This window comes from Dyadobacter sp. (genome assembly GCF_017744695.1).
In the GTDB taxonomy this organism is placed as follows: Bacteria; Bacteroidota; Bacteroidia; order Cytophagales; family Spirosomataceae; genus Dyadobacter.
This window is the reverse complement of the sequence record NZ_JAGIAS010000001.1, coordinates 1,468,416-1,487,479: the sequence shown is the minus strand read 5'-3', so window position 1 is coordinate 1,487,479 and position 19,064 is coordinate 1,468,416. Positions and strand designations below refer to the sequence as shown.

At 49.4% G+C, this 19,064-nt stretch carries 16 protein-coding genes; 9 read left to right on the top strand and 7 right to left on the bottom strand.

The window, feature by feature from the left end:
• Nucleotides 1-92 precede the first annotated feature (92 nt).
• Nucleotides 93-1,949, top strand: coding sequence for a M1 family metallopeptidase (locus J7619_RS05740; protein ID WP_291195353.1), 1,857 nt, complete (start codon nt 93-95; stop codon nt 1,947-1,949).
• Here the strand turns inward: J7619_RS05740 and J7619_RS05735 are convergent, their stop codons facing one another.
• The 3 genes from J7619_RS05735 to J7619_RS05725 form a co-directional block, all read right to left on the bottom strand.
• Nucleotides 1,950-4,514 (bottom strand): DUF5686 and carboxypeptidase regulatory-like domain-containing protein, encoded by a 2,565-nt coding sequence (locus J7619_RS05735; RefSeq protein WP_291195350.1) that lies wholly within the window; start codon nt 4,512-4,514, stop codon nt 1,950-1,952.
• 201 nt (nt 4,515-4,715) lie between these two features.
• Entirely contained in the window at nt 4,716-5,423 is a 708-nt protein-coding gene (locus J7619_RS05730) for a DsbA family protein (protein ID WP_291195347.1), read from the bottom strand.
• Between the two features lie 227 nt (nt 5,424-5,650).
• Nucleotides 5,651-6,286: an NAD(P)H-dependent oxidoreductase gene (locus J7619_RS05725; protein WP_291195344.1), complete on the bottom strand. Its 636-nt coding sequence runs from the start codon at nt 6,284-6,286 to the stop codon at nt 5,651-5,653.
• 104 nt (nt 6,287-6,390) lie between these two features.
• Here J7619_RS05725 and J7619_RS05720 point away from each other — a divergent pair, with 104 nt between their 5' ends.
• On the top strand, nt 6,391-6,756 hold the full coding sequence (locus tag J7619_RS05720) for a helix-turn-helix domain-containing protein (RefSeq protein WP_291195341.1): 366 nt from the start codon (nt 6,391-6,393) through the stop codon (nt 6,754-6,756).
• Between the two features lie 57 nt (nt 6,757-6,813).
• On the opposite strand, the gene fbaA is transcribed toward J7619_RS05720, so the two are convergent.
• On the bottom strand, nt 6,814-7,893 hold the full coding sequence (gene fbaA, locus J7619_RS05715; RefSeq protein WP_291195338.1) for a class II fructose-bisphosphate aldolase: 1,080 nt from the start codon (nt 7,891-7,893) through the stop codon (nt 6,814-6,816).
• A gap of 240 nt (nt 7,894-8,133) precedes the next feature.
• On the opposite strand from fbaA, the gene J7619_RS05710 reads away from it, so the two are divergent.
• The 7 genes from J7619_RS05710 to J7619_RS05680 all read left to right on the top strand — a co-directional run bounded on the left by J7619_RS05710 (nt 8,134) and on the right by J7619_RS05680 (nt 17,026).
• Nucleotides 8,134-8,403: a hypothetical protein gene (locus J7619_RS05710; RefSeq protein ID WP_291195336.1), complete on the top strand. Its 270-nt coding sequence runs from the start codon at nt 8,134-8,136 to the stop codon at nt 8,401-8,403.
• Nucleotides 8,400-9,599: a hemolysin family protein gene (locus tag J7619_RS05705; RefSeq protein ID WP_291195333.1), complete on the top strand. Its 1,200-nt coding sequence runs from the start codon at nt 8,400-8,402 to the stop codon at nt 9,597-9,599. Before J7619_RS05710 ends, J7619_RS05705 begins: the two co-directional genes overlap by 4 nt.
• A 32-nt stretch (nt 9,600-9,631) precedes the next feature.
• Nucleotides 9,632-10,522, top strand: coding sequence for a class A beta-lactamase, subclass A2 (gene bla / locus J7619_RS05700; RefSeq protein ID WP_291195330.1), 891 nt, complete (start codon nt 9,632-9,634; stop codon nt 10,520-10,522).
• Between the two features lie 23 nt (nt 10,523-10,545).
• A complete protein-coding gene (locus tag J7619_RS05695; RefSeq protein WP_291195327.1) occupies nt 10,546-11,166 on the top strand; it encodes an ABC transporter ATP-binding protein in 621 nt (206 codons plus the stop codon).
• Nucleotides 11,167-11,187: 21 nt separating this feature from the next.
• Nucleotides 11,188-14,649: a gliding motility-associated C-terminal domain-containing protein gene (locus J7619_RS05690; protein WP_291195324.1), complete on the top strand. Its 3,462-nt coding sequence runs from the start codon at nt 11,188-11,190 to the stop codon at nt 14,647-14,649.
• 76 nt (nt 14,650-14,725) lie between these two features.
• Entirely contained in the window at nt 14,726-15,169 is a 444-nt protein-coding gene (locus J7619_RS05685) for a DUF4920 domain-containing protein (protein ID WP_291195322.1), read from the top strand.
• Between the two features lie 72 nt (nt 15,170-15,241).
• Nucleotides 15,242-17,026 carry an SGNH/GDSL hydrolase family protein gene (locus J7619_RS05680; protein WP_291195319.1) on the top strand — a complete coding sequence of 595 codons (1,785 nt, stop codon included), beginning with the start codon at nt 15,242-15,244 and terminating at the stop codon, nt 17,024-17,026.
• 3 nt (nt 17,027-17,029) lie between these two features.
• Here the strand turns inward: J7619_RS05680 and J7619_RS05675 are convergent, their stop codons facing one another.
• The 3 genes from J7619_RS05675 to J7619_RS05665 form a co-directional block, all read right to left on the bottom strand.
• A complete protein-coding gene (locus tag J7619_RS05675) occupies nt 17,030-17,923 on the bottom strand; it encodes a 1,4-dihydroxy-2-naphthoate polyprenyltransferase (RefSeq protein WP_291195316.1) in 894 nt (297 codons plus the stop codon).
• A gap of 26 nt (nt 17,924-17,949) precedes the next feature.
• Nucleotides 17,950-18,324: a DUF5618 family protein gene (locus J7619_RS05670; protein ID WP_291195314.1), complete on the bottom strand. Its 375-nt coding sequence runs from the start codon at nt 18,322-18,324 to the stop codon at nt 17,950-17,952.
• 80 nt (nt 18,325-18,404) lie between these two features.
• On the bottom strand, nt 18,405-18,989 hold the full coding sequence (locus tag J7619_RS05665; RefSeq protein WP_291195311.1) for a glutathione peroxidase: 585 nt from the start codon (nt 18,987-18,989) through the stop codon (nt 18,405-18,407).
• Nucleotides 18,990-19,064: the final 75 nt, after the last annotated feature.

Here is a 19,064-nt window from a genome sequence, read left to right as displayed (position 1 = left end):
CTGCTTGAAAATGAGGTTTTTTGTGGAGAATGATGCACAGTTTCAAGGGGATTTAAGTTAATTTGCGGTTTAATCAAATTACTAACCTTATAATGAAGTTTAAATTTTCCGTGCTTTTACTGGTCGCGCTGGCGTTCCGGGTTTCAGCACAAAATGACCGTTGGCAGCAGCGCGCGAAGTACCAGATGGAGATTGATTTTGACGCTGTCAAACACCAGTATAAAGGCACCCAAAAGCTCGTTTACACCAACAATTCCCCTGATACACTTCAAAAGGTATTTTATCATTTATACCTGAACGCATTCCAGCCCGGCAGCCAGATGGACGTCCGCTCGCGCTCGATCAGCGACCCCGATCCCCGCGTGAAGGACCGTATTTCCAAACTGTCGCCTTCGGAGATCGGATATGAAAAGGTGCTTTCCCTCAAACAGAATGGAAAGCCACTGAAATACGAAGTGGTGGGCACTATCCTGGAAGTGACGTTGAACGAGAAGATCGTTCCCAAATCCAATCACACATTCGAGATGGAATTTGAGGCGCAGGTGCCGTTGCAAATCCGCCGCACAGGCCGCAATAATAATGAAGGCATCGACTACTCGATGGCGCAATGGTACCCCAAAATGTCGGAATACGATTACGAAGGGTGGCATGCCAATCCCTACATCGGTCGGGAGTTCTACGGGATCTGGGGGGATTTCGACGTGAAAATCACGATGGATGCTGCTTATACGATCGCGGGAACGGGTTATTTGCAAAACCCTGATAAAATTGGGCACGGTTACTCCAACAAAAATGTAACCCACAAACCCGGTGACCGCCTTACCTGGCATTTCGTAGCGCCGGAAGTACACGACTTCATGTGGGCGGCCGACCGCGATTACCAGCACGATGTCGTGAAAGTAGACGATAACCTGGATTTACATTTCTTCTACCAAACCGACACCCTGGCCAATGTATGGAAGCAAATGGAGCCGCTGGCGGTGCGTTCGTTCAAAATCATGAATGAGCAGTTCGGTCGCTATCCGTACAAGCAGTATTCGGTAATCCAGGGGGGCGACGGTGGTATGGAATACCCGATGGCGACGCTGATCACCGGAAGGCTGAACCTGCACTCCCTGACGAGCGTGACAGTCCATGAGTCCATCCACAGCTGGTTCCAGGGCCTTTTGGGGACCAACGAATCCAAATATCCCTGGATGGACGAAGGCTTCACAACATATGCGCAAAACATCGTGATGAACGAGCTGTTTCCTGCGAAAGGCGATCCGCAAAGAAGCGCCACGACGAGCTACCGCAGCCTGGTGAAGTCGGGTACGGAAGAGCCGCTCACGACCCACGCTGATCATTATAATACCAATAAAGCGTACAGCATTGCCAGCTACAACAAAGGCGCCGTTTTCCTGAATCAGCTTAATTATATCATGGGTAAGGAAACGTTTCAGCGGGGCATGAAGCGGTATTTCAATGAATGGAAGTTCAAACACCCGAATCCGACCGATTTGAAACGCATTATGGAAAAGGAATCGGGGCTGGAACTGGACTGGTTCTGGGAGAATTTTGTAGGCACTACCAAAACGATCGATTACAGCGTTCGTGAAGCGGTGGCCAATGGAAGTAAAACAGACGTTGTGCTGGAAAGGATCGGGCAAATGCCGATGCCGTTGGATGTCGTAGTAAGCTACAAGGACGGCACTCAGGAGAATTTTTACATTCCGCTTGAAATTATGCGGGGCGAGAAGAATGAGAAACTTTATTCCAAGACCACCCAAATGGCGGATTGGGGCTGGACTTACCCGGAGTATTCCTTTACCATCGACCGCAGCATTTCGGATATTCAAGCCATTGTAATCGATCCGAGCCAGCGCATGGCTGATATCGATCTTGATAACAACGTGTGGCCGACGCTTCCTAAAACCGCCCCACGCTTCAAGGCTACCAAAGTAAAATAGTTACCGTCCGAACCGAAAGGAGGCCCCGATGCGCCATCCCATGCCTTGAAAATGCGAGCCATGGAATTGCGCGACGGCCTCCAACCGGACGATCCGCATAATATTATCAATTCCATAAACTGCTTCCGTGTAATTCCGGATCGTTGGTGCACGCAGGTAATGCAGCTGCAACGTCTCCGAAATACCCGTCACGCGTAACGACTGCACACGCGTGAGCAGGAAATGCTGCATCGACCACGTCAAATGGGTCTGGAAAAACCATTTCGCCGTACTGTAACGGTAGTAGGGTAGCATCCGGAACTGATCGGGCGGATAAACGTACTGGAAGAAGAATTCGTTACCCATAAAATGCTGGTAATCGGGGAAGTACATTTTTTTAGTAGTCAAAAAACCGCCGGCATTTACCAGATATTCGAGGTTGCTGCGTGGCCCGAGGTTCAAATCCTGGCGGATCGTTCCTTGCAGCAGTGAATAATCCACGTCTCCCCAAAAGCCCAGCCCGCTCTTGTAATTGACACTAAAAGCTGGACCACGGCTCCTCAGATACCGTTTTTCACCATTTCGGATCAGGTACCTTCTCCAGGGGCGTAATGTGGCGGTGACGTCGAGAATCCATGCATTGTGTTCCTGAAAACCGGTGTTTTCCAGCTCCCGGTTCACCGGTCTGTTAGGCGTGAACCCGAACTGGCTCCAGAAAATGATTGGTCGGGCACTTTCCTGATTGAACAGCTCCTTCCGATGTTCAAAATCCAGACTAGCGTTGAGGCTCAGGACGTCGCCGATGTTGCGGAGCGTGTATTGAATGTGGCCGTATTGTTTTTGATACAATTTCATCAGGCTCCGGTCGACAAAGCGGGCGGCGACGCTATTGGGCAAGGGCGGAATTGGTTCGCGATTGTTGATCTGCGAGGCCATTTCGCCACCTGCCAACGCCAGGTTCCAGTTTTTTCCACCCACATGGGTTTCCAGGTTCCCGTACAACCGCTTCCGCCCGAACGAGTAGCGCACGAGCGGTCGCACGCTCAGATATGACGATTTCGCCCAGCGCTTCTGCCATTCGGTGATAAAGTTAACCGCATTGCCCTCCACCGAATTATAGCTGACCGACAGGAACGGGCTTTTGAAATAGAAAGTGTTACGGTTACCCAATGCATAGGTGTTCCCCAAAAGCAGGTGAATAGGTTTGAAATGGGTGGAGTCGGGCTTGGTCTTGACCCTGAGGGAATCTTTGACAACTTTGATGCTGTCCTGCGTAACATAACTCGAAACCTCCGATCTGGTTAGCGGAATAGGGCGTAATGCCTGCCAATAGGTGGTATCGCGTTTGTTGGCCATCGAATCGATCACAATGGAATCTTGCCGCACCAGCCGGTCGTTGCCAAGCTGTTCTTTTTGTTCCTTCTTCTGCTGTTTTTCGTATTGTTTGGTGAGTTTTCTGAAATTTTTGGTTGAAAACTCCTTCTGCGCCTGGATCAGATTTTCGAGGTCTTTGCCACCTTTTACTTTTGGGGCATCCTCTTTTTTATGGTCTGCAATGACAATGTCTTCCCTTAAACCCGGATCTACATCGAGCTTATCGTAGGTAAGCGAAACGAGGTAGCGGAATTCCCCTGCGAATCCGAGGTAGCTGCCATTCAACCGGAACTGCTGATTGACCGGGATCCATACCCCCTGCACCGGGCTGAAAATTTGCTTCGCCGCAATGTTCAAACCGCTGGTAGTCGTTTGCAAATCGTAGCTATGGATCGCCCAGCGATCTTCCAGAATGAACAAGCTTCCCCGGAAAACCCCTTCGCCGTAAGCTTTTGGAATAACCTTTATTTTGTTGACGATTTCGCCCCTTTCTTCGAAATATCCTTCATACTCAAACTTATAGTAGGCGAATGCCTTGGGGGATAATGGTGAAATCGTTCCGGCGATCTCGGGGCTGTACAAACTGGCCAGGATGTACTCGTTGGGTGAAGGTATGCTGTTATCGAGGCTGTTTCGGGTAGAAATAATGCGTTGGCTGTAATTGTTCGGGCGGCGGTACCTGATCTCCGCGACACTCTCATTCAGAATGGCCTTGCCTTGCTGAACGCCTTCTTTTTTTAGCCGTTTTTGTAGTAAAAAGGGGATTTTGGTAGCCACACCTGTACTTCTGGAATAGACTTTGGCCGTATAACCCCGTATCTGCAACTGATGAAAACGAGCTTTCGCGATGGCGCGGCGCATGATCGTGTACGCGGGATCTTCTTTGCTCTTGCCGATCGTGGCCTCTTGCAGGCTGAGCGCCTGCTCTTCCATCTGCACATTCAGCTCGGTAAAATCGTTGCCGATTGTGATGGTTTTGGAAACACTCTTAAAACCCAGATACTGAAAGACGATTTCGTAGTTCCCGGGCGCGAGACTAAACTCATACTCGCCCTCCTCGTTGGCCATCGTGCCGTTGCTCGTACCCTTTATTGCGATGCCCGCGTAGGGAAGGGATTCGCCATTTTTTGTGGTAATGCGTCCCCTTATCCCGCCAGCCCGGGAGAACTGTTGTATGGCCAGAAAGAGCAGCAATAATGCCAGAAAGCGCATATAGTCGGGTATAAAGTGCTGACAGCGGTGGTTGGAGGTGTGGTATTTTGTGCAACAAATTATCGCAATTAGCACAAATTGCGTGACATTCCGGACCCGCGCTCCCGACTTTACTTATAGAACCATACCAGTGATGCAGCCTGATATGAAAAAGGGGCACGCCGGATAGCCGACATGCCCCTTTTGAATCCATATTTTACCTTAGTTGCATTCCCCGTCGACTGTGCAGTTCGCACCGTCGGCCAGGCTCACGAGCGGTTTGGGATTAGCCTTTTCCCACTCGCCGAATGACTGTTGCAATGCGTTCAGGAAAGTTTCGGTGTGTTGTGCGCCTGAAACAGCATATTTGCGGTCAAGCACAAAGAACGGAACGCCACGCGCGCCCACTTGCTGCGCTTCGTAAATGTCGTGACGCACATCTTCACTGAAACGCGTGCCATCCAGGACAGCTTTCAGTTCAGCAGCGTCCAGCCCGATGGCAGTTCCCAGCTCGATCAGCGTAGCGTGGTCGGCGGTATTTTTGCCATCCGTAAAATAGGCTTTGAACAATTGTTCCTCCGCCGCATCGCCCAGGCCTTTGGTTTTGGCAAACTGTAAAAAGCGGTGCGCGTCGAAAGAGTTGGCCAATACGGCCTTATCCATATTGTATTCCAGACCCACTTCGGCAGCCATGTTCGTCACGTGGTCGTTCACCTGCTGCGCATAATCGGGCGTCCAGCCTTTGGTTTCGGCCAGGTAGTCGTTAATGCTTCTTCCGGGTTCGGTTTTCATCTGCGGATTCAGTTGGAAGCTTTTCCATTCTACCTGAATCTGGTCGCGCTGCGGAAACTCCGCCAGCGCACTCTCAAAGCGCCTTTTGCCGATATAGCAAAACGGGCACATTACATCACTCCATATTTCTACTTTCATAATATCGCTTGTTCGTAATTGTAACTCCGGGGGGAGGCATTGTTTGTTAGGTGTTGTCATTTGTTGTCAGGTATTGTCATTTTTAGTCAGGTATTGTCATTTGTTGTTTCAACAATCCATTACAACCCTGACCATTCTTGACTACACTTGACTATAATTGACTACACATGACTACACATGACCAACCTTGACCATTCCTGACTTTCAACCTCCGGTTACTAAAAAGCTCAGATGGAGATAAAAAGTTCTTCATGCGGCCGGCGTACCTTCTTCGCATTTGCATACGGGTCTTTTTCTGCGTCACGATAGCCCAATGCCAGGATCACCACGCTGCGCAATCCTTTTTCACGGAGTCCAAGGATTTCATCCACTTTTGCCGCGTCGAAACCTTCCATTGGTGTTGCGTCCACTTCTTCGATAGCCGCCGCCACAAGCCCATGCCCCAATGCTATGTATGCCTGGCGTGCAGACCAGTCGAAATTTACATCCTCACTACGGCTGAGGATACCGCCATTAATGCTGCTATGAAAACCCGCCAGCGACTCGACGCTCACGTTGCGAGTCTGGGCGAAGAATTTGATATAATCCTCCACATGCTGCGAGGTCAGCTTCTCCCATGCCGCAAAAATCAGCAAATGCGAAGCGTCGGGGATTTGCGCCTGGCGGGTAGCCGCCTCGTGGTAAATTTTGTCTTTCAACGCCTTGTCCTCCACAATGACAATATTGTAAGGCTGCAAACCCACCGAAGACGGCGCCAGCTTGATCGCTTCAAGGATATTGTCCAGTTTCTCCTGGGGAATGGTCTGGCCATTCATGCGTTTGGTGGCGTAACGCCAGTTCAATTTTTTTATTAACTCGCTCATTTTTATCTAAGTTTGAAGTGCCAATGATTAATCGGCATGCAAACTTAATTAAATTTACTATACATTTGTAAGTAGTATACAAAAGGATAGTGAAAAAATCAGCTATGGAAAAAACAAAAGAAGCGAAGCCGCACACCTGGGATGAATGCACGAAAAGCATCCTCCCCGTGCGCGACGCATTGGAAGTACTCAGCGGCAAATGGAAATTGCCCATCATCATATCCCTTATGTTCGGCAACAAACGCTTCTCTCAAATCGCCAAGGAAGTGCCGGGCATTACCGACAAAATGCTCTCGAAAGAACTCCGTGAGCTGGAAAGCAATGACCTGGTGAAGCGAACCGTTTACGATTCCATTCCCGTGGTTGTGGAATATTCACTCACTGAATACGGGCATTCACTGGAGATCGTGATCAAGACGCTGCGCGACTGGGGCGTAGCGCATAGGAAGCGGATGATGGTGGAGAGTTAAGAAGAAAAAAAGAGCAACCGATAAGGGTTGCTCTTTTCATATCTGTCGGGCTGATAATTATCCCAGCTGATTAATGCAGTTCAAATCTTCGAACGCCACTTTCAGACGGGAGATCATGCTCTCTTCGCCTTTGCGTAGCCATACGCGTGGGTCGTAATATTTTTTGTTCGGCGAATCTGCACCTTCGGGGTTGCCGAGTTGTGATTGCAGGTAGCCTTCTTTTGCTTTGTAATAGTTGAGAACACCTTCCCAGGTCGACCATTGCATGTCGGTGTCGATGTTCATTTTGATCGCGCCGTACTCGATCGCCTCGCGGATTTCTTCGCGGGATGAGCCCGATCCTCCGTGGAATACGAAGTTAACGGGCAGGTCGCCGGTTCCGAATTTCTGCTTGATGTATTCTTGTGAGTTGCGGAGGATTTTCGGTTCCAACTTCACGTTACCTGGCTTGTATACCCCGTGCACATTACCGAATGCCGCTGCAATGGTGAAGTTAGGGGAGATTTTAGAAAGTTCTTCGTAAGCGAATGCCACTTCCTCAGGCTGCGTGTACAGTTTTGAGCTGTCTACATCCGAGTTGTCGACACCGTCCTCTTCGCCACCGGTAACACCGAGTTCGATTTCCAGGGTCATGCCCAACTTCGCCATGCGCTCGAAATATTTAGCGCAGATCTCGATGTTTTCGTGGATCGGCTCTTCCGAAAGGTCGAGCATGTGCGAGCTGTACAAAGGCTTGCCGTGTTGATCGAAATAGCGCTCGCCTGCATCCAGCAAACCGTCGATCCAGGGAAGGAGTTTCTTCGCGCAGTGGTCGGTGTGGAGGATCACAGGCACTTCGTACAATGCCGCCATCTGGTGTACGTGTTGTGCACCGGAGATACCGCCGGCGATAGCCGCCTGCTGGTTGGCATTGGAAAGGCTTTTTCCTGCATAAAATATAGCTCCGCCATTCGAAAACTGAATGATAACAGGGCTGTTAACCGCTTTGGCTGTTTCCAGGACCGCATTCACTGAATTGGTTCCTACCACGTTCACGGCCGGAAGGGCGTAGTTGTTTTCGTTGGCGTGGCGGAAAATTTCACTAACTCCATCGCCGGTTACAACACCGGGTGCAAAGCGTTTTGTCGTTTCGCTCATAGTAATAAAGGATATTTTTTCAAGAATTAATTTTACAATTCAAGTGTCGGCCCTGAATTGTACGGCAATCCCTGCAAGTTAGCTATTTTAGGGGGAAATGACCGAGTTATGTATGGTTTATTATGCGTTGAAACGAAGATTAATACACGGATGACCGTTTTGGCGCAATCTGTGGTATCTTTGAAAATCAATGAAAAAATGGGGCCTTAAACCCCGCATGTTTAAGAAGATCCTTCATTAATGAATTCCAAACTGATCCGGACGATTTTCCTGGCCCTCGCATTCGGGTTTCTCGTGCTTTGGGTGCTCGAATTCCGGCGCGCCGGGCTATTAGAAAGCTACTGGCTTTTACTATTGTGCATTGTTTGTTTTTTGCTATTCCAATTCAGCCGCTTGAAAGCTGCCACGCTTGCGAAACAGGGAGGTGAGCCGGGGGCAGCGCCGAATAAGACATCGGCTGTCGGCGGTCCTGCAATCCACTCCAAACCGGCTAAAAAAATAAAGAAATGAACCTGATATTCCTGGTTACGACCATCGTATTCTTCATGCTGGCGGGCTACTATGGAGCGGTGCGATCGGTGTTGCTGGATGTGTGGATCGACCGGTACGCGCTCAGGCACGAAAAGAATGAGCAGGTCGAGCAGACGCTCTACTGGCGGCGCATTCTCCGGATGATACGCCTGGCATCGGTCGCTTTGGGCTGTTTTATGGGGGTGATCGCGATTTTTCCGTTGTTCGAGCTTAGTAGCGGCACACAGAATTGGCTGTTAATCATCGCATTGTTCGCCGCACTGGCTGTTTTGTGGATGGGCAGCTATTCGAGTTGGGTCAAAATCGGACGTAGTTTTCCCAAAGTACTGGACCTGAAAGCATTTCCGGTACGTTTTGGCGAATGGCTTATGACGCCGCTCTATTGGGTGATCGAGCCGTTTGTGAAAGAAAATATCCTGTCACCTTCGCTGCGTGATGACATTATCTCGGCCGACGATCCCGATTTCGACGATCACAGCATCGAAGAGAAGATGTTTATCAATGCATTGGATTTCAAAGATTTGCGAATTCGGGATTGTATGATCCCGCGGACGGAAATCTCGGCGGTGAATGTAAATGCGACTATCGAGGACCTCCGTACTGCATTCCTGACGAGCGGCCATTCCAAAATCATCGTGCATAAAGAGTCTGTCGATGAGGTGCTGGGTTATTGTCATGCATTGTCATTGTTTAAAAAGCCGAAAGAAATCAGCAGCATTATCACACCGATCCTGATCGTGCCCGAGGCCATGCCCGCACGGGACCTGATGCTGCGCTTTCTCGAAGAGCGCCGCAGCATTGCATTGGTAGTCGACGAATTTGGTGGTACATCCGGCCTGGTAAGCGTCGAGGATGTCGTGGAGCAGATTTTCGGAGAAATCCAGGACGAATATGATACCACCGAAGACTGGACCGAACGACAGCTCGACGATCATACGTACATGCTCAGCGCACGTCATGAGCTCGACTATTTGAATGAAAAATATGGCTGGGAGCTTCCCGAAGGCGATTATGATACAATAGCCGGTATGCTTATTCATTTCTGCGGCGACTTGCCCGATGAAAATGAAGTGGTAGATATCCCGCCTTATTCTTTTCAGATCGTTTCTGTTCAGGACACACGCATCGAACTCGTGAAACTGACCATCGAAGACCGGAAAGCCGAACGTTCATAGTTAACAATCATCATCAAGCCTCAAAATACTGTATGATCAGATTCGCCCGGTTTTCAGTTTTCATATTACTGTTTCCCATCACCGCATTTGCCCAGCAGGCGAAGCTCAAATCTGAAATCGAGCGAATTAGCGCGGAAGCGAAAGGTATCGTCGGCGTGGGAGTGATGGATTTGAAAACAAAGGAAACGCTGCTGATCAACCAGAATCACAAGTTCCCGATGCAAAGTACATTCAAATTCCCGCTGGCGATCGCGGTACTGGATCTGGTCGACAAAGGGAAATTGAAACTGGATCAAAAGATACACGTCACCCAGGCACAGCTCGACCAGAAGACGCACAGTCCGATGCGGGATAAACATTCCAGCCAGGATTTTGATATTACTATTGGCGAACTGCTCAGCTACTCCGTTTCGGAAAGCGATAATAATGCCTGCGACATTCTTTTTGAACTGGCGGGCGGGACAAAAAAGGTGAACGACTACATTCATTCACTGGGTGTGAAAGATATTGCGATCGTTGCGACCGAAAAGGAAATGAAGGCGGGTTGGGAAGTACAGTACACCAACTACGCCCGGCCGTCGGCCTACCTTCAATTGCTGCAAATCGCCTACGAGCGCAGTAGGTTGTCGAAAACGAGCCATGATGTTCTTTGGAAAATATTGGTTGAAGGTCCTACCGGTTTGAAAAGGATCAAGGGACTGTTGCCGAAGGGTACCGAAGTGGCGCATAAAACGGGGACTTCCAATACCAACGACAAGGGTATTGCGGCTGCGACGAACGACGCAGGTATTATGAAATTGCCCGATGGAAGGGCCATTGCGGTGGTAGTGTTCGTCTCAGACGCTTCCGCAGCCATCGATACGCGCGAACTGGTGATTGCCCGGATCGCGAAGGCCGTATGGGATTACTACGGCGGTAAATAATAAAAGAATATCAGAAAGAACCAGTGCAGATAACAGTTGATAAAATAGGGAAGAAGTTCATCAAAGAGTGGATTGTCAGAAATGCCAGTTTCGAGCTCGAGGCCGGTGAAAAGTATGTGTTTGTGGGGCCGAACGGAAGCGGTAAGTCGACACTACTGCAACTGCTAACAGGGATGATCCCCGTTTCCGAAGGTAGAATAGCGTACACGGACCGAAGTGGTAAAGAAATCGAGACTGACCATTGGTATAAGCACATGGTTATCGCTGCTCCCTATCTGGAACTGATCGAGGAGTTTACATTGCGTGAGCAGATCGAGTTTCATAGCAAGTTCAAACCGTTCAAAAACGGGATTTCGGCGAAGGATTTCGAGGATTTTATTCAGCTTCCGCACGCCAGCGGGAAGATTATCCGGCATTTTTCGTCGGGTATGAAGCAACGGGTGAAATTGGGCCTGGCGTTTCTGTCGGATGTGCCAGTGGTTTTTCTCGATGAACCAACGACAAATCTGGATGTGCAAGGCATCAATTGGTACCTCGATCACGTAATGGATAATACACAGAATCAGTTAGTTTTACTGGGTTCAAATGTGCAGCAGGAATACGAATTTTGTAAAAATATCATCTCGGTTTCTGCGTTCAAATAGAAAAACTTTGCCGCGCGGACTATGCAGAAAACTTTACGGCTTCTCTTCATATCGTTTCTGATTATCGTCCGCACAGCCGACCATTCCCGGGCTGCTTCGGCCTACTTTATCGAAAACAAAGGACAATGGGACAGCGATATCCGCTTCCGGGCCGCTATTCCTGGCGGTTTTCTGTTTTTGCAGTCGCATTCACTGCTTTACGTACTTTATGACGGCGCAAAAGTATCCGCCATGCACGCGAAGGGTCACGCACAGGCGCCCGGCACACGCGAGGACATGAGCGCCCCCGGCCTTCGTGCGCATGGGGTGGAAGTTACGTTTCTTAATACTTCTCAGAATGTGCGACACCAGCCATTAAAGACAAGTAAAGGACGTTTCAACTACTTCCTTGGAAATGACGCCAGTACCTGGGCGAGTGGCGTGAATGGTTTTGAGGAGGTGATTTATGAAAATATTTACCCCGATATCAACCTCCGTGTTTACATCAATCAGGCGAAACTCAAATATGAATTCATAGTCAAACCCGGTGCGGATGCGTCCCGGATCAGTTTTCAATACAAAGGAGCGGAAAAGGTAGCCTTAAATGAATCGGGCCAGATCGTGATCAAAACTTCGGTGGGGGACATCAGGGAGGCGCAACCGTATTCATTCCAGTCAGGCAGCAATGCGCGTGCCACGGAGGTGCCGTCTGCATTTCGTCTTTCAGAAGATGATATCGTGCATTTTGAGTTGCCCTCAGGTTATAATAAGTCATTGCCGCTGACAATCGACCCGGAACTCATTTTCTCGACTTATTCCGGTTCCGTAGCCGACAACTGGGGCCACACCGCGACGTATGACGATGAGGGTAACCTCTATTCGGGCGGTACCGTGTTTGGTACCAATTTCCCCGCGACAAAGGGGGCATTTCAAGTCAAATTTGGTGGTTTGGTCGATGTTTCGATAATGAAGTTCAACCCCGATGGCTCTGATCTGCTCTATGCGACTTTTCTCGGAGGTAATGATGGGGATGTTCCTGCGAGTCTGATTGTAAATAGCCGGAAGGAATTGCTGATTCTGGGAACGACCTCTTCCAGGAATTTTCCAACCGGAGGCAATGCATTTCAGAAGGTTTTCGGAGGTGGGACACGTACAGAACCGATTTCGGGAATCGAGATGACGAATGGAAGTGATCTTTTTGTTTCCAAACTCAACGCTGCCGGTAACCAGCTTACAGGCTCCACGTTCGCAGGCGGTAGCGGCAACGATGGCGTGAGCGTGACGAGTAACGTAACGATACGGAATTACGGGGATAGTTTTCGGGGAGAAATAGGAGTGGATAAAAACGACCAGGTATATGTGGTTTCGTCGACCAATTCTGCCAATTTTCCTTTGAAAAACCCCGCTCAAAGTAAGTTGGGAGGCGGACAGGATGGCGTGGTTTTGAAGCTCTCCGCCGGCCTGGATCAACTGCTGTGGTCGACCTACCTGGGCGGCGACAAATGGGACGCGGCGCATTCATTGAAAGTAGCTGCGAATGGCGAGGTATTTGTGGCAGGGATATCCCAAAGCGGCAATTTGCAGACCAAAGCAGGGGCTTATCAATCGGCGTTGAAAGGAACAGAAGATGGTTTCGTAGCGCGTTTTGTGAATGATCAGCTATCGGCACTGACCTATCTTGGCACCGATAAGGAGGATGGTGCTTATTTGCTGGACATCGATCAGGGTAACCAGGTGTATGTGTATGGGCTCACAACGGGCAGCTATCCGGTGAGTCAGGGCGTGTACCGGAATGCAAAAAGCGGACAGTTCGTACATGCATTGAATGCGTCGTTGACCCAAACCCTGTTCTCGACCATCATAGGTTCCGGGCGCGGTACGCCGGATATTTCGCCGACGGCCTTCCTGGTAAGCGAATGCGGGAACATTTACCTCGCTGGCTGGGGAGGGAATGTCAATAGCGGGACCAATAACAACGTGGCCAGCAGCACGGCCGGCTTACCCGTTACGGATGATGCCATTCAGCCCACTACCAACGGAAACAACTTTTATATAGCCATTCTGGAACAGGGCGCAAAATCTCTCCTTTACGCCACATTTTTTGGAAGTCTTGCCCGTGACACGCGCCTGCAAGGCGATCATGTGGATGGAGGAACGAGCCGGTTTGATAAAAATGGGATGATTTACCACGCTACTTGCGCCTGTGGAGGCAGCCATTTCCCAACGACGCCACAAGCCTGGTCGGAAACCAACAACAGCGATAACTGCAATAATGCGGCTTTTAAAATCGATATCGACCGGTTAAAGGCAGATTTCGATGTTTACAAGGGCCAAACCAAGGGCGTGCTTCGCGGCTGTGCACCCCTGGAACTGACATTTGTAAACACGAGTGAAGGCGGGGTGGACTACATATGGGAGGTTAATGGAAATACAATTTCTAGGGATGAAGGGCAGTCGGAATACACATTTAGCAAGCCAGGCGAATACACCGTCACGCTTACGGCCTACAACCGTTTGAGCTGCAAGCGAATGGATGTGGCCCAAAAAAAAGTTGTAGTCGAAACACTGGTGACAAAAGTTACCGGGGATACGACGGTTTGTGAAAACAGTATTGTTAAACTGAGTGCGGCCGGCGGTACGCAATATAAATGGTCACCTGCGACAGGGCTGGATAATGCGAACATTGCTACGCCGGTTGCTACGGTAAAAGAAACGACGGAATACACGGTTGAAATCAGCAATAATGCCGGTTGTAAAGTAACTGAAAAAGTAAAACTGGCTGTCGAGAGAAAGGCCGACTTCATCGGCATGCCCGACACCGAGGTATGCCAGGGCGCTACGGTGACGCTGACTGTCTCGGGTAACGCGCCGAAATACAAATGGCACGCAACAACGGGCCTGGAAGAAACGATCGGGAAATCGGTGACTGTAAAGCCGACGCAAACAACCACCTACGTGATCGAAGGCATGTATGAAGATGGCTGCCGTCCGCTGCGTGAAATTACGGTAAGAGTCGACCAGTCTTACGCACCGGATTTTGAAGTGGTGCAATCGGGTGGGGCGTGTAATGAGCCGTTTTCCTATTCCTTAACCAACAAAACAGGCAAAGCGCAGCGTTACGAATGGAATATGGGAACCGGTAATCCCATAACCGACACGGAGGTGAAGAACTATATTTACGAAGTCCCCGGGGAGTATACCATTACGTTGACGGCCTACAATACGGCCGGTTGCTCGCTCACGGCTTCCAAAAAAATCAGTGCGGAACCCGCATTCACATTAAGTAACGTTATCACCCCGAACGGCGACGGGAAGAACGATTTTTTCATCGTCCCCGTCGCTTCATCGTCACTGGAAGTTTTCAACCGCTGGGGGAAATCAATTTTCAAATCGACTGATTACAAGAACGATTGGGGGAAAGGGATTGCCAACGGCACGTACCTCTACGTCGTCGATACACCGCAAGGGAATCACTGCAAGGGCTGGGTGGAGGTGCTGGAATAGGGTGGTTTTGATTGTATTGCGGGAGGTGTTAACTTTATGTTGATCAAATGAAACACACTTCTAAACCATTAGCACTATGAAAAAACTGCTTTCAATATTCGTGGTAATTTTAACGGTATCTTTCGCCAGAGCTCAAAGCAACTTCGGCAAGCAGATTGATGATAAAAAGGCGATTGCGGCGACGGCGCTTCCGGCGAAAATGGGTGATAAGAATGAAATGCAGGCGAAGGTGACGGGTACCGTGGAGTCGGTTTGCCAGGTGAAGGGCTGCTGGATGAAGGTTAACCTGGATAATGGCGAAACCATGCGGGTTGTTTTTAAAGACTACGCGTTTTTTGTGCCCAAAGATATTGCCGGTAAAACAGTGGTTTTTGAAGGAGAAGCCAGGAAAACAACAGTACCTGTGGAGCATTTAAAGCACTATGCGCAGGATGCGGGTAAGAGCAAGGAGGAAATAGCGAATATCACAGAGTCGAAAGATGAGCTGACGTTTATTGCGGATGGCGTGATCGTGAAATAATGCTCTTCCAAACGGGAGAAATAGCCTGACGGACACTTTTGTAGCGATACATTGGTGTCCGTTTTCAATTTTATGCTTTTCAGATCAATTTCAAATATGTGTCTGGGCCTGTTGCTAAGCGTTCAGGTTTTAGCACAGACTAGCCAGTATGTCTGGTGGAATCCTCAAACAGCTACTTTTCCTGTCGTGGAAGGGCAGGCCTGGCCTACCAGGGAGTTGAAAAATCCGTATGACCGGCTGCCGGCGCGGGCCGAAAAGCAGGTGCGGGATGTCGTCTGGAATTTGTCGAACCAGTCGGCGGGGCTGATGATCCGTTTCCGTGCCAATTCTTCCGAAATCAAGATCCGCTACGCAGTCGGGGGTAAGCACGCGCTCCCACATATGCCTGCGACGGGCGTGAGCGGTGTGGACCTTTACGCAATCACGAGTGACGGCGATTGGCGCTGGTGTGCCGGCAAATATGCATTTGGGGATACTATTACCTACGATTTCAGAAACCTGTCCGCGAACGATAGCTACCACAAACATGGAAGGGAGTACCGGTTGTTCCTGCCGCTTTATAACAGTGTGAAATGGCTCGAAATCGGCACACCGGAAGGAACGGAGTTCACTCCTCTGGCGGTACGACCCGACAAACCGATCGTCATTTATGGCACGTCCATTGCCCAGGGGGCGTGTGCATCGCGGCCGGGTATGGCGTGGACATCGATACTGAGCCGGAAAATGGACCGGCCGTTGATTAACCTTGGTTTTTCGGGAAATGGGAGACTGGAAAGCGAAGTAGTGGACCTTTTGGGAGAGATCGATGCAAATGTTTACGTGCTGGATTGCCTTCCCAACCTGACGATCAGGCCGGATTCCAAGCTCGGCATTACGAAGGAGGAAATTAAAAGACGCGTAATCAGTACCGTTACAACACTTCGCCAGAAGCGGCCGGATGTTCCCATTGTCGTTGCGGAGCACGCCGGATATACCGACGAGGATATCAATCCGCAAAGCAAGCATTATTATGTAGAAGTCAATGAGGTTTTGAAGGACGCTTTCGCGGCATTAAAGTCGCAGGGTTTTCAGAATATTTATTTGATACCGAAAACAGATTTCGGACAAACCTACGAATCGACAGTGGATGGAACGCATCCAACGGACCTGGGAATGCTGCAATATGCCGATGGCTATGAAAAGCATTTGCGACAGATTCTCCATGAACCGTCAGGTGACCTTTCGACGACCCGCCCGGTAACTCAAATGCGCGAATTGCATAATTATGACTGGGAAAAGAGGCATTCGGAAGTACTCGAACTAAACCGTAAGGCCTCGCCTGTCACGGTGGTGATCGGTAACTCGATCACCCATTTCTGGGGCGGCTTACCCAAAGGACCCAGAGCGGTAGGTGAATCTTCCTGGGGCAACACTTTCGGGAAAAATTCAGTGAATATGGGTTATGGTTGGGACCGTATCGAGAATGTGCTTTGGCGTGTTTATCACGGAGAACTGGATGGTTTCAAACCGAAACAGATTTTCATCAATATCGGTACGAATAATCTCGGGTTAAACAGCGACGAGGAAATTGCGGCAGGCTGGAAGCAACTTATTAAAGCGATTAAATATCGCCAGCCGCAGGCGCAGATCGTGATGATGGGCATTTACCCACGCCGCCAGCAAGAGCAACGCGTGGCTGCATTGAACGACAAACTGGTACAGATCACCGGCGAAGCCGATGTGCTGTTTGTGAACCCGGGTAAAGTGTTCCTGAAAGAAGATGGCAAAATCGACGAATCGCTATTTTCTGATGGCCTGCATCCCAATGAAAAGGGTTACAGCCTGCTGGGCAATGCGATCAAGCCTTTTGTGAAATAGGCATTAAAGCACAATACCAATCCCGAAAAGGATTACGAAAAGCAATGTGGAGAGTGCCATTTGTTTCAGGTAGGGGTCCAGTTCGCTGGCTTTCGTGAGCCGGGAAATAGCGAGCCCGTTTTTGACAAATAGCGGAAAGCTGAGGAAAAAGATCAGGCTGGTGTAGCTGGAAAAATGCTGCGCCGTGTAAATGGTCACGCAAAGCATGCCGATCAGCAGAATGCACCAGTGATAGACGATTGCTTTTTCACGGCCGATGCGGACCGGGATAGAGTTTTTGCCCGTAGCACGGTCGGATTCGATGTCCCGGATATTGTTGATATTTAACACCCCAACTGCGAAGAGGCCACAGCTGGTCGCGGGCAGGAGCAAGCCCCAGTTCCATACGTGCGTGTGCAAAAAGTTGCTGCCGATAACGCCCACCCATCCAAAAAAGATTAATACGGAAAGATCACCGAGGCCCACGTAGCCATAGGGGCGCTTGCCTGCTGTGTACGTAATAGCCGCGATAATGCAGGCAATGCCGATTCCCAAAAACACCCAGAATGTGTTTGCGGGTGCCCCTTTCAATGCGATCGTCAGCAGGGTGATGCCCGAAATCAATGCCAGTACCGAGAAAAGAATGATTGCGCGCAGCATTTTCGCAGCGGTAATATGCCCCGAATGCACGGCCCGGCGTGGGCCTTCGCGGAGTTCGGTATCCTTGCCATTCACGGCATCGCCGTAATCATTGGCAAAGTTGGAAAGTACTTGCAGGAGAATGGTCGTCAGCACGCTTAAACCAGCCACTGGCCAGCTGAATTGCCCCGAGGCCGCAGCCAGAAAGCAGCCCATTAAAATACAAGACAGTGCGAGAGGTAATGTGCGGGGACGTGCGGCTTCAATCCAGGGATTCATTGTTGGGTATTGTTAATTCGGGTATTTCAGGCTGCTGTTTTTTGCTCAGCCCAGTCAATAATTTTTTCAGCGATTTCGAGTCCTTCTTTTGAAATTGCAGCACTAAGGTTACCATCGTAACTCATGGCAAGATGAAGGGTGTCATAAGCTATCCCGAACAAATTGAGCATCTTTTTATCGACGGACGCCAACTCTTCCTGATACCATTCAATACTTTTTCGACCCTTCTTTTTGTTTCCGAATACAACATCCAGCGCTTCCAGAACACCGACATATGCAGTATGACCGGCCATTTTTACATACTTCCGATCTTTGTAATAACCATCTTCTTTAACTGCTTTCTCGCGAAGGATCTCTTTTGCATTTAAAAGGTAGCGGCGGGCTTCGTTCATGTTTTTCATAGTTGCGTATAGTTGATGTATTAAAAAACTGTCGGAAGCGCCTTCGGAATACCAAAGGCTACCTCCGACAGTGAATATACTTAAATTCCTACCGCCTTCGTAAATTCTTCGTCGGTAGGCAATACTTTCGAAGCGAAGAAGTTAGTTAGTTCGCCTTTTTCATTGATGACATATTTGCAGAAATTCCAGGTAGGAACTTTGTCATTCCATCCGTTCAGATCTTTGTTGCTCAGCCATTTGTAGATTGGCGCCTGGTCGTCGCCAAGTACGGACACCTTCTCGAACATCGGGAATGTTACACCATAAGTCGCGGAGCAAAAAGTGGCGATTTCTTCGCTGGTGCCTGGCTCCTGCCCGCCGAAATTGTTGGCAGGAAAGCCGAGTACGACCACTTTGTCGCCGTGATCTTTGTAAAACTTCTCCCAGTCGGCATACTGCTTGGTATAACCACATTTGGAAGCTACATTCAGGATCACCACTTTTTTGCCTTTGTACTTGCTCAGATCAACGGTTTTGCCGCCTACCAGCGATTTCACCTTGAAGTCATACAGCGTTTGTTTTGCAACAGGAGCATTCTCCGGACGGCTCGCTATTTCGGATTTGTCGACGAAAAGTCCGGTAATCAATGAAGTAATCATAATGAAAAGTGTCTTAATTAAGCTCATAATAGGTTTTGGTTATGGTTAGTACATATAGTTATAAAGTGAATTGCATGCACGAATCGGGTTATTGACTCTCCA